Origin of the sequence: Micromonospora sp. NPDC052213 (genome assembly GCF_040679695.1) — a bacterium.
Lineage (GTDB): Bacteria > Actinomycetota > Actinomycetes > Mycobacteriales > Micromonosporaceae > Micromonospora.
Genome location: NZ_JBFAVI010000207.1, coordinates 1 through 11207, shown reverse-complemented (window position 1 = coordinate 11207; position 11207 = coordinate 1). Strand labels below are relative to the sequence as shown.

Genomic DNA, 11207 nt, shown 5'->3' with positions numbered 1-11207 from the left:
GGCGGGGGCGCCGCCCCCCCCCGCCCCCCCCCCGCCCCGCGGCCGCGGGGGGCGGCCCGGCCCGGCCGGCCCCCCCCGGGCGGGGGCCCCCCCCCCCCCGACCCGCAGGGTCAGGGTCACTCGGCGCCGCCGGCCTCGGGCTCGCCCGCGTCCAGGTCGGCCTCGGCGCACGGGTCCGGCTCGCCGGCAGCCGCGGTCGGCTCGTCCTCAGCCTCGACGTCGTGCTCCGGCAGGTGGGCGTCCACCACCGGGGCGTCCTCGTCGTCGCCGTACTCGTCGTCGCCGTCCTCGGCGTCCAGCTCGGCCTCGTACGCCAAGCGCTCCGCCTCCTCCTCGGCTTCGGCGCGCTTGCGCTCCTCCTCGGCGATGAGCGCGGCGCGCATGTCCGCCTAACCCTCGGACAGCTCGTAGCCGTCCTCCTCCAGCCGGTTGAGCCACAGCACGATCAGGTCCTTGTGCGCGCTCCACCGGCCGTCAGCGACCTGCTCGAAGTTGTGCTCCTGCGCGGCGATCAGCCGGGCGACGAGCAGCCGGTTCAGCCGGTCCTGCCCGGCGGTCAGGCCGTCGGACAGGGTGCCGCCGGCCAGCTCCTTGATGAGCTCGCCGTCGACGCGGTGCTGGAGGAAGTCCGGCCACACCACGGCGAACCGCATCGCCTCGACCAAGAGCGTCTTCGCGCCCTTTGCGCTGCCGTACTTCTCAACGAGGAACCGGCGCCGCACCGACGCCGCCGCCTTCATCCGCTCGCGGCGCTCCTGGGCGGCCTTGTCCTTGGCCTCCTTGGCGGCGATCTCCGCCGGGGTCTTGTAGTAGCTGTGCCCGGTCCGCTTGTATTGGGCCTCGGGGTCGAGGCAGACGAATCGCGCCGGCCGAGTCGTACCGCTCCTCGATGAGCGCGCCGTACCCGTCGAGCGTCTTGACCGCCTCTGGGTCGAGCTTCTGGCCGTCGGCCGTCTCCAGCTGGTCGACGCGCGCCATCGCGCAGTTGTACGGCCACTCCTTGGCCGCTTCACGATCTTCACGCCGGCTGCTTCCATCTCGGTGGTGACCGCCGCGATGGCTTCCTTGACCTTCCGCTTGCGGCGCTCCTCCTGGGCCTTGTGCTTGATCCCCCAGCCGGTGCTGACGTCCTTGAGGATCTTCTCCATCGTCTTGGGGTCGTCCTCGAACTCGGCCAGCTCGGCAACGTCGTCGGGGCTGAGCCGGCCGGCGTCGGCCGCCGCGGTGGCTGCGGCGCCGAGCTTCGTCAGCTTGAGCGCGGACTGGACGTGCTGCGTCGGCCGGCCGGTCCGCCGGCGATCTCGGCGACGTCGAGGCCGAACAGCTCCAGCTGCGCGTACCCGGCGGCCCGCTCCGACTCGGTGAGGTCGACGCGCTGGTCGTTCTCGACGAGCATCGCGACGATGTGCTCCGGGGCCAGGCCCACCATGTCCAGCCGCACCAGGCACGGCACGGTCTGGGGCAGGTTGTCCGGCCACTCGCCGGCTTCCAGGGCCTCGACGGCGGCTGCCGCCCGCCGGTGGCCGGCGACGATGCGGTGGCCGTCGTCCTCGGGGACGACGGTCAGCGCCTGCCACACGCCGTACGCGGCGATCGAGGCGCGCAGCTCGGTGAGGTCGCCGAGCCATGCCTGGTCCTTCCTACTCCACGTGAACAGGCGTACGACTCGTGTCGTACATAGACACCGCATCAATCAAGATCAACGCCATCTAATCAGGAACCGCTCTGACCTGCGGTTTTGCCGCGCAGCGGCGACGCCACCACCGCCCGCCGAGACTCCCTCGACCGCAGGTACGTCACGCCATGCACCAGCGCGTCCAGCCGGTCCGGGCTGTCCCCCGACTCCGGCGTCCAGGTCGTCAGCTGGTCCTCCAGCGCCGGGAACGTCCCGACGTGATGCACCCTCGGCGGGTCGACCTCGTACCGGGCGGCGACCGGCTCGGCGCGCACCCGCTTGCTCGCGCGGGCCTGCACCACGTCGATCGGCGGGTCACCGCCGCCGATCAGGCCCTCCTTATGCATGGCCACCCAGGCGTCGACCAGGATGTCCCGCAGCCACGCCGACGCCCCCTCGTAGACCACCACGTCGGCGTCGACGTCCAGGTAGCACTGCCAGATGCGGCGGGCCGCCGCCATGCCGGCGATCTTCATGCTCCGGTCCGCCAGCACGTAGTGCTCGCGGTCCTCGCCCCGGCCGACCGCGACGATGCCCGTCTCGCCGCTCGTCTCCGACACCGTATCCGCCGGGTCGACCGACACCACGGTCCGCACCAGGGGCGGCACGTCGTCCTTGTCGACGCGGCCAGCCTCGATCCACGCCGACTTCCACAGCGCGCCGTCGACGTCCGACAGCATCTCGGCGTCCAACTCCTGCCGGCCCAGCCGCGTGCCGCCGTACTGCTCCAGCAGCTCCTCCAGCGCCTCCGGCGACAGGTTCTCGGCGTTGTCCAGCGTCCGGCCCCGCGTGATGACCACCCGGGGCCGGCGGCTGCGCGACAACTGCTTCTTCGCCCGCGCCAGCAGCTTCTTCACGTGCGGCAGCGGCTTCGGGGTCGTGCTGATGACCATGCGCGGGTCGGGGGCCTCACGCATGCAGAACCACAGCATGTCGAACACGCCCTGCGCCGTCTGCAACGGCCACGCCGCGTACTCGTCGAGCCAGCAGCCGTCGAAGTCGTAGCCGCGCAGCGTGTCCGGGTCCTGCGCGCCGAACCCGCGGATGATCGCCCCGTTCGTCAGCTCCAGGTACGGCTCGCCCTTGTTGAACGTCCGCACCTCCTTCGGCGGGATCACCGCCAGCAGGCCGGCCCGCCGCGCCGTGAAGCAGACGTTGAACACCTCGCGGTGCGTCTTCGCGATCACCGCGTAGCGCCCGCCCGGCCTGGTCCCCGCCCAGCCGCGCACCGTCTCCGCGCCCGTCCGGGTCTTCCCGAAGCCACGGCCCGCCAGCAGCATCCAGATCCGGTAGTACGCCGGCTCCATCTGCTCCGGGCGGGCATGCCGCCGCCAGTCGTAGCGGACGAGGCCCTGAACCTCCGACACCTCGCGCAGGTACGCGGCCAGCTCGGCGTCGGTCATCAGGGCCGGGTCCGGGTACGACAGCAGCACGGCTCAGCTCCCGCCGCGCATCTCGGCCTCGCGCTGGCGCACGTCCACCGCCGCGCACCAGGCCAGCACCAGCCCGGCTACGAGCATCGCCGCCGGGCAGCCCAGCGACGCCGGCCCGACCCACCACAGCCCTGCCCACACCGCCGCCGCCGTCAACGCCGTCCATCCAGCGAGCAGTGCCCGCCAGCCCCACGCCCGGCGGGCGTGGGGCTGGCGGCTGGTCCCGGCTCAGCGGCGGAGGCGGCGGCACGCGGAGCGTCGGCGCCGGCGGCAGCGGGTCGTCGGCCTCGGCTGTGCCGGCGACCGGGCCGCCCGTCCGGTACGCAGGGGCGGCGGCCGGCGCCGGGTGGACGGTCAGCCGCCGCGCCGACCGGGGGCCGCGCGTCACCACCGCAGCACCACCAACCCCACGGCGGACAGCCCCATCAGCACCGACCCGACCGCCACGCACCCCACCGCCCACCGGGGGGCGCGCACCTCCACGGCCATCCACACCTCCTCGTCTGCCCTATGCCTCCGGCCCACCAGCCGCCTCCTCGTCGTCGTCCTCGTGCCGGTCGCCGGCCAGCTCGTCCGACTCCCGCCCCGGGGCTGCCTGCCCGGCGCGGGCAGCGGCCTCGGGCCATGAACGCCCGGAGGCGCGCTGCTGCTCGGTCATCTGCTCGACCTCGGCGCGGATCAGGCCGCCGTCCGGGCCGGTGTGCGCGGTGGTCGAGTCGGGCAGGCCCAGCGCCAGCCGCTCGACGCGGGTCGACACCTCCAGCCAGCGGGCGACGTCGCCCGGGGTCAGCTTCGACGCGTCGAGGGTCTGCAACCGGGCGACCAGCTTCGCCTGCAACGCCGACGCGACCCGCGCGTGCCGCCTCGCCATGTCGCGCCGCTGCTCGGCCAGGCCCTCGGCGTACAGCCGGTCCTCTTCCCGGTCCCACGACGACATCAACCGGCCGCCACCCGCTACCTCGCCGCGTCACCTAAAGCGAGATTGCCGCGACTGGGTTCGAGATTCAGCGCCCGGTTCGGCCTGTTCAGACCACGGGCCAGCTATCGTGCATGCCGGGCGTGAAGGTGCGTCCACCTCGTCTGACGGGCTGGCTCCAGCGCCACATCGGTGGTAGAAATACTCGTGATCATGACATCTGCCCAGTGCGGGACAAGGTGCGTGGCACGATTCGGTCGGGCGAACGCAGACGGGTGATCATGTGAGTGGCGCACTGCAGGACATGTGCACGGACACGGTCCAGCTGGCATCGCGCCGCGTCGCTGACTTCGTCCCAGCCGATCGAGACTGGTCTCTCGTTCAGATGTTCGGCAGTGACGTTCTCATCGCTCATCGGGTCGATGAGGGCGAACATGAACGTCGTCGGCGTGACGGTCTTGGCGTTCTGCTGTCCTCCGATTACCTTGAGTTGCTGATGTCACTCCCGGTCGGGTGGCCTGTACCGGTCTCCTCGCTGTCTCACCGTGATCAAGGCACACTGCGCCGCCTGCCCGTCGGCGCGGCTCGGCTTGCCGCAGGAGCCGCTGAGCGGCTGGCTGTCCGTCCGGCGCGAATCGATCTGGCAGTCGTACCGGCGACGCGGTGGCGGGCTGGGTTGGAACGTGCTGGCAGGTTCGCCCCGTTCACTGCCCGGATGATGTGGCTCCGGCGCCCGCCATCAGACGTCGACGCGATGACCCGTGAGTCGTGCCGGTTCGGCGTCGGGGTGATGGTCGGCCCCTCGGAGCGGGCGGAGGTACTGGTGCCGCCGGCTCCCTTCGTCCAGCGGCGGTTCACCGCCGCCGGCTGGCTTTTCACGGAGCAGGTGTACTCGCGCCTTCGATGACCCTCGGAGTGGCACCTTCTGCCAGCTTCGCGAGGCGCTGCAGGGTCTTGGACGGCTTGAAGGCGTTCGCCTGCTGGATGCGCTCGTTCTCCGTCTCGTAGGCCAGGTGCGCAAGACGGATCCGCTCGGCCAGCCACCGTTGCCGCTCGACGCCGGTCGGCAGAGCGCGCATCTGCGCCCAGAGCGCGGACCATGACGCGGCGTTGTGGGCCCGAGCCTCGGTGTCAACCCCCGTGTCGTAGCTGTCGAACCGGTCGAGCCCTCGCCCTTCACACACAGTGCACCAACAGGAGAGCGGGTCGACGTTGGCCCATCGCTCGGTCAGCGTGTCGGCCCGGAAGAAGTGCAGCAGTTCCGGGATGAAGACCGACGGCTTGAACCGTGCGGTGATCTTCGTAGCCTGGCCTGGAGGGACGAGATGCCGCAGGCTCCCGGAGGACCCGATGCCGGCGAACATGCCGCCCTGCGCCATCGCATCCAGGGCGGTCACCGGGTCGGTCCGCCACGGTCCGACCCGGCCTATCTCCTGGTAGACGCGCCGCAGGTTCCTCATGATGTCGGCGTAGGAGTCGGTCGGGTTGTACTGGCCGCCGAGGACGAGCGCGATCGGGTGAGGAATCGCCTTGAGAATCGCGATCAGCTGGTCGATCTTGTTGTCGCGCAACCAGGTCACGTCCAGCGGCACCACGACCACCACGTCGGTGCGGGTCACCTCCTGAGCCGCGGCACGGACGGCCTTGAGAGCGGCCGGTTCTCCGGCCTCGACGTATGCGGTAGGCGTGAAGATCGCCGAGTTCGACCGGGTCCGCATGTCATTGAAGAAGCCATCGCGCCCGAACAGGGTCTCCGGGAACAGCATCGGCGTCTCAGGACTCGCCGTGCTCTTCTCGTAGTGGGCAAGGTCGGCCACCACCGGCAGGCGGCGACGCCCGGAGAGTGCCCCGATGCGTTGTTCGCCCTCGGGGCCGCACAGGGCGAACCCGGTGATGGTCGGGTCGAGGTACTGGGGTACCGCCCAGGTGCCCTTCGGCCGGGTCAACAGGAAGATGCGGTCCTGCGTAGCCTGCTCCGCAGCCGTGGTCAGTTCGGCGGCGGTGTCCCAAGCCGGCCGTCTCGGCAACGGCGGCACAGGGTTTTGCGTCATCTCTCACCTCTTACGGTGGCGCCGAAAGGCGTCAGTGTGACGGCGTTGCCAGGTACAGCTGTTGAAACTCGTCGGGGAAGAGTCCGGCGGTTGCCGCAAGCTCCTCCACCGTGGCGCCCTGGTCCCGCATCAGGGCCTGCAAGACACCATAGATCTTCGATGCGCGCTCCGGCTCTAGAGAAACCGGCTCGTGCGTCTTGTAGCCCAACATCGACATCTCGACCACGAGGTTGCGGTACTGCCAGTCGCTCAAGGCGTTCACATCGAGAGCCCGTCGGGCCAGCGCCGCCATAGAGGTTCCCCACACGGATTTCAGCTGCATAAGGCGGTTGACATCGACGCCTTGGCGCAACTGTTCACGGATACTCCTGGCCGGCATCAGGAACTCGCTGGCGAACATGTCAGCCTGCTTTTCCTGAACCACCGTGCCGCCTGGAACGTGGTGCATGATCACATGTCCCAGCTCGTGGGCGAGGCTGAAGCGAGCACGATCGGTGGGCGCCGTGACGTTCAAGAGGAATAGCGGGTTGCCCTCGCTGGGCCATGCACTGACCGCGTCGATTTCCCGGGTGTCGAGGTCCCGGAGGAGAACGACGGCGCCAGCTCCTTCTAGAACGGCGACCATGTCGGGTATCGGACCGTCGCCCAGGCTCCACTCGCGACGCATCAGCTGCGCGATCTCCTCGGGAGACTCGTCTTCAGCCAGCTCGTGCCGCTGGAAGCGGTGCTCACGATCTCCAGCTGCGGCAAGAAGTGACGCAGTCTGGCGCCGCCCGAACTTCAGCTGGTTGTGAATGCGCCGCAGAGCCGGGGCACCCAGAGATGCGCGCTTCCGATGGTGAATCAGGCCGATTCCAACGCCCTCCGCGTCAGGAGCGTCGCAGAGCACGGCGACGGGATACCCCAGCGCGGCGGAGAACGCCTCCAAGCGTTCCCCCGAAACGCTCACGCGTCCAGCTTCGGCCTTACTGACGTACGCCTGGGAGACCGTCGTCCCGAGGTGCTTCGACATGGCCAGGGCCACCTCGTTCTGGCGCAGCCCACGAGACTCGCGCGCCTGGATGAGCATCCCGGGATCTGCAACCAGCGACTCGATCATCCAGCTCACCTCCGTCTCGCCGCCTCACACCATCGACCACATTAGCCACCCCGAGCCCTAAACCGCAAGCGCCACCCTAAAAAATCGGGCTAAAAATATTCCCGCTCCCTGCCCGGTCCGCCGCCAGGGCGTCCTAATCAGATGGACATGGGGCGCGACGGGGCAGCAAGCATGGGCCAGCCGGCCGGTCCCAAATGCCGCAGGCTGGTTGCGTCACCTCGCCGGCGACGCCGTCGAGGTCCGGTCCGCTGGCTCCGAGCCCGCCGACCAGATCAACCCCGTGGCCGTCGAGGCCATGCGCGAGGTCGGGATCGACATCACCGCCAACGAGCCGAAGATCCTCGACTACGCCACTGCCGAGGCCTCCGACGTCATCATCACGATGGGCTGCAGCGACGTCTGCCCCGCGTTCCCTGGCAAGCGGTACGAGGACTGGAAGCTCGAAGATCCCGCAGGCAAGGGCATCGAGGCCGTCCGCCCGATCCGCGACGAGATCCGCAGCCGGGTGGAGACGCTGCTCGCCGAGCTGCGCCGCGCCTGAGCCCAACCCGCGCCGCCCGCCGGTCACCAGCGGCGGGCGGCTCCCCCAAACGGGACCTGTCCGACAGCATCAGTCCTTGCCCATGACCCGGTCCCACTCGGCATCGCGGGCATATCGCCATGCTGTCTCTGCATCCCGCTCGTAACCGCAGGCAAAGCACCGCCCCTGCGAGTTGGTACCACCGAACTCATCGAAGCCCGCGGGGAGGAACGTGATGCGCCAGCACTCGTCGCACTCCTCAAGGTCCGGCTGGTAGATCTGATCATCTGGCGACATGAGAGCAAATCCCGCCGCATCGGAAGCCGCCTCTGCATACAGGTTCGCCAACAGGTCATCGACCTTGGCCGTCTCTCGGGCGCGCTCGAGAACAAGCAGTGCTGGATGACTGTCGATGGCCACGAGGGCTTCGAGGTGCCGGCGAACTGGCAAGAGAAATTCGTCGTCCGCCCGCCCGTGACGCATCGGCTGAGTGATCTTGAGAGCCTCGCGTAGGGCCTCATAGTCGAGAGCCGTGCCCGCACCCTCAAGAACCTTGAGCAGCCCGCTAGCGGGCAGCATCCTGCCGTCCGAGCCGCGCTCCAAGCCGGGGTGGTCGCAGGCCACGATGGCGGCGAGTCCATTGGTCAGGGCAACATCGAAGGGACCTTCAGGTGGTACCAGATCCTGTTCAAGGGCCACGACATTTAGCCCGTAACGCAGCCGACGTATCACCTGGCGGCGCAGCTCATGATGGTCCATCTTCCCATCATGCCGACAGGACCGCGGATCGGAAATCGGTGCCGCCGTGGGCGAAGGAGCAGTTCAGACTTGCGGCTGCTGACCGCCCATAGGCGGTCCACAGCGGGCGGCGAGCCAATCCCACTGGCTCGCCGCCCGCTGTGCTGTACGGGGCCGCCTACCGCCCGGCGGCCACCAGCTGGTCGACGCCAAGGAAGTCCCCGACGATCTGCCGCACCGGCTCGTGGTGCCGCCGGGGTCGTGTGCACGTAGACGTTCATCGTCGTGGTCACGCTCGCGTGCCCGGCCATCGTCCGCAGCGCCGCCAGGTCGACGCCCTCCGTGGCCAGCAGCGTCAGCAGCGAGTACCGCAGCCCGTGCATCGTCATCCGGCGCGGCAGGCCCTTCTCTTGGGCCAGGTCGCGGATCTTCACCCACCGGCCCTCGTAGAAGTCCTCGTACCGCCAGTGGTTGCCGCGCGGCGCCACGAACACGAACTCGCGCCCCTTCTCCCGCGTGGCGGGGCCACCCGGTCGGCGGCGATCCGCATGACCGGCAGCGGCAGCGGCACCTCCCGGTACCCCTGCTTCGTCTTCGGCTTGGGCTCGATCACCCACCGCCGGTTCACCTTCCGCAGGACCTGCACGATCGACACCGTGCCCCGCGCAACGTTGACCGCCCGGGGCGGCAGCGCCGACACCTCACCCCAGCGCAGCCCGGTCGCCAGCTTGCACAGCAGTAGGTCCGCCGCCTCCGGGTCGACCGCGTACGCCGCCTCCAGGAACAGCCGGGCCTCGTCCGGGCTCTCCAGGATGTCCCGCCCGGCGCGCGGGCCCTCCGGCAGCGGCAGCCCGTCCATCGGGTTCGACGTCCGCACGGCCGGCTCGCCGTCCTCGCCGGGCCGGCACGCCGCCTTGAAGATCGGCACCACCGTCTCACCCCGGATGTTGGCGATCGTCTTCGCCGACAGGCCGGCGTCGCGCAGGCCCTGCTGCCACTCGCGCATCTCCCGCGGGTGATGTCGACGATCGGCCGGTCGCCCAGGCGCGGGTAGACGTGCTTCTCCAGGCGCTCCCGGTACTTGCGGAGCGTCTCCGTGTGCGGCTTCACCAGCGTGCCCAGCCACTCCTCGGCGTACGCCCGGAACGTCAGCACGCCCTCGGCGGGCTCCGGCACCGGGGCGGCCACGCCAGCGGGAAGGAGCTCGGCGAAGCCGTGCTCGGCCAGATGCTCCGGCGTCGGCCGCTGGTTGCCGGCGGCGTCGACGAGCGCCTTGAACCGCTTCGCGTCCACCTGGTAGTCGAACTGCTGGCCGTCCCAGCGGCCGGTGCCGCCGGTGCGCCACTTCACCCCGCCACCGAGTGACCTTGCCGCCCTCGTACTGCCTCTTCTCGATCTGTGCCCACTGTTCCTCCACGCGAACAGGCGGCCTCGACCCGGCGTCGCGGGCTCTGCCGCCACCCACACCTGTATGCGGAACGGTCGGACCGCAGCCGTATCGCTCGGCTGGCACAATCGCGCGGCCCGCTAAGGGCTCGAAGCCCGTGATCCCGTGGTGATCCCGTGGGGGCGACAGCCCCGAAAACGATCAAGGCCACCGACCTGATTTCTGCCAGGTCAGCGGCCCAAAGCCTGCGTCGTTCGTTTGGTGTCCGAGGGGGGACTTGAACCCCCACGCCCTATACGGGCACTAGCACCTCAAGCTAGCGCGTCTGCCATTCCGCCACCCGGACTTACTCGTTCAGCCTACCGCGCCGACCTGGGGGATCTCATCACCCGTAGGCCGCTCTGGCGGGCCGCACGAGGAGTTACTGTACACGGCCCGGGTGGATCATGCACATCGGCTTCCGGCCTGTGCGTCCGCGCAGGTCGGGCCAGTCCACGACGCGGGACGACCGACGCCGACCGGTGGGCCCGGGTGGCGTCCGGCGGGTCCGACCCGGCAGCATGACCACGTGTCCCATCCCTCTCCCCTGGCCGCCGTCCAGCATCGGGCCCTCGCCCTGCGCGCCGCGGGCGATCTCACCGCCGCCCGCCGGTTGCTCGCCGACGCCGTCGGATCCGCTCGGCCGCCGTACGGCAAGGATCACCCGGATGTGCTGAGCACCGCGCACCTGCTGGCCCGCCTGCACCGGGAGGCGGACGACCCGGGCGCCGCCCGCCGGACGCTGGAGGAGGCGTACGCCGCCGGCGAGCGACGCTGGCCGCCCGCCGACCCGCTGATGTTGGCGCTCTCCTTCGAGTTGGCCGCAGTGGCGCACGAGTTGGGCAACCGGCACGAGGCACGCCGCAACTACAGCCTCGTCGCCTCCCTGGGCCCCGCCGTGCTCGGTGTCGAGCACCCGGCCGTCCGCACGGCCCGGCAGTATCTCGGCGATGCCGCTCCCGCCCCTCAGCAGCCCGCGCCGGGCGCGCGGCCGGGCCTGTCGGCCCTGTCGGAGCCGACCATCTCCCTGGCCGCCCTCTCCACCGCGTGGCGGCCCCACGAGCCGACCGCGATCCCCCAGCCACCCCGGTTTCCGGCCGCACAGCCCCCGACGGTGCAGCCTCCGGCCGCGCAGCCGCCCGCGCCACCGGTGACCGCCGGCCCACCCACGGCACCGCCCGCGCCGCCGTACCACCGGCCGATCCCGCCGCCGCCCACCATTCCGGGTCCGCCTGGTCCGGTTCGGGCCACCGCCACCCCGCCGCACACCCCCGCGCCCCCGTACCCGCCGCACACCGGCGCCGCGCCGGTGCCACACCAGCCGCCGGCCCAGCCCTACCCGGGTCCGC

The 11207-nt window shown here is 70.6% G+C and carries 14 protein-coding genes and 1 tRNA gene; 3 read left to right on the top strand and 12 right to left on the bottom strand.

All coding sequences use genetic code 11. From position 1 onward, the window contains the following. Positions 1-116: 116 nt before the first annotated feature. From AB0L34_RS30305 to AB0L34_RS30270, 8 genes are all read right to left on the bottom strand, one after another. A complete protein-coding gene (locus tag AB0L34_RS30305; RefSeq protein WP_363708686.1) occupies positions 117-383 on the bottom strand; it encodes a hypothetical protein in 267 nt (88 codons plus the stop codon). A gap of 6 nt (positions 384-389) precedes the next feature. After that, positions 390-1148, bottom strand: coding sequence for a hypothetical protein (locus AB0L34_RS30300; RefSeq protein ID WP_363708684.1), 759 nt, complete (start codon positions 1146-1148; stop codon positions 390-392). Between the two features lie 98 nt (positions 1149-1246). Continuing rightward, a complete protein-coding gene (locus tag AB0L34_RS30295; RefSeq protein WP_363708682.1) occupies positions 1247-1690 on the bottom strand; it encodes a ParB N-terminal domain-containing protein in 444 nt (147 codons plus the stop codon). 23 nt (positions 1691-1713) lie between these two features. Further along, the gene (locus tag AB0L34_RS30290; RefSeq protein ID WP_363708680.1) at positions 1714-3108 is read right to left on the bottom strand and encodes a terminase family protein; all 1395 of its coding nucleotides are present in this window, start codon (positions 3106-3108) and stop codon (positions 1714-1716) included. Between the two features lie 3 nt (positions 3109-3111). Then, on the bottom strand, positions 3112-3249 hold the full coding sequence (locus tag AB0L34_RS30285) for a hypothetical protein (protein ID WP_363708678.1): 138 nt from the start codon (positions 3247-3249) through the stop codon (positions 3112-3114). 367 nt (positions 3250-3616) lie between these two features. Beyond that, positions 3617-4045: a hypothetical protein gene (locus tag AB0L34_RS30280; RefSeq protein ID WP_363708676.1), complete on the bottom strand. Its 429-nt coding sequence runs from the start codon at positions 4043-4045 to the stop codon at positions 3617-3619. 854 nt (positions 4046-4899) lie between these two features. Continuing rightward, positions 4900-6075 (bottom strand): hypothetical protein, encoded by a 1176-nt coding sequence (locus AB0L34_RS30275; RefSeq protein WP_363708674.1) that lies wholly within the window; start codon positions 6073-6075, stop codon positions 4900-4902. Positions 6076-6106: 31 nt separating this feature from the next. Next, on the bottom strand, positions 6107-7174 hold the full coding sequence (locus AB0L34_RS30270; protein ID WP_363708673.1) for an XRE family transcriptional regulator: 1068 nt from the start codon (positions 7172-7174) through the stop codon (positions 6107-6109). Positions 7175-7382: 208 nt separating this feature from the next. Here AB0L34_RS30270 and AB0L34_RS30265 point away from each other — a divergent pair, with 208 nt between their 5' ends. Then, a complete protein-coding gene (locus AB0L34_RS30265; RefSeq protein ID WP_363708671.1) occupies positions 7383-7715 on the top strand; it encodes a heat-shock protein HtpX in 333 nt (110 codons plus the stop codon). A 69-nt stretch (positions 7716-7784) separates the two neighbouring features. On the opposite strand, the gene AB0L34_RS30260 is transcribed toward AB0L34_RS30265, so the two are convergent. The 3 genes from AB0L34_RS30260 to AB0L34_RS30250 are packed head-to-tail and all read right to left on the bottom strand — an operon-like array spanning position 7785 to position 9438. Continuing rightward, a complete protein-coding gene (locus tag AB0L34_RS30260) occupies positions 7785-8453 on the bottom strand; it encodes a hypothetical protein (RefSeq protein ID WP_363708669.1) in 669 nt (222 codons plus the stop codon). Next, positions 8423-8920, bottom strand: a complete 498-nt coding sequence (locus tag AB0L34_RS30255; RefSeq protein ID WP_363708688.1) for a tyrosine-type recombinase/integrase — start codon at positions 8918-8920, stop codon at positions 8423-8425. The genes AB0L34_RS30260 and AB0L34_RS30255 overlap by 31 nt, the downstream gene beginning before the upstream one ends. Beyond that, entirely contained in the window at positions 8863-9438 is a 576-nt protein-coding gene (locus tag AB0L34_RS30250; RefSeq protein ID WP_363708667.1) for a hypothetical protein, read from the bottom strand. The genes AB0L34_RS30255 and AB0L34_RS30250 overlap by 58 nt, the downstream gene beginning before the upstream one ends. Before the next feature lie 92 nt (positions 9439-9530). Between AB0L34_RS30250 and AB0L34_RS30245 the strand changes: the two genes are divergently transcribed. After that, positions 9531-9797: a hypothetical protein gene (locus tag AB0L34_RS30245; RefSeq protein WP_363708665.1), complete on the top strand. Its 267-nt coding sequence runs from the start codon at positions 9531-9533 to the stop codon at positions 9795-9797. A 281-nt stretch (positions 9798-10078) separates the two neighbouring features. On the opposite strand, the gene AB0L34_RS30240 is transcribed toward AB0L34_RS30245, so the two are convergent. Continuing rightward, positions 10079-10165: transfer RNA gene (locus AB0L34_RS30240), tRNA-Leu, on the bottom strand. Between the two features lie 222 nt (positions 10166-10387). Between AB0L34_RS30240 and AB0L34_RS30235 the strand changes: the two genes are divergently transcribed. Further along, the coding region (locus AB0L34_RS30235; protein WP_363708663.1) for a tetratricopeptide repeat protein at positions 10388-11207 on the top strand (820 nt) is incomplete at its 3' end.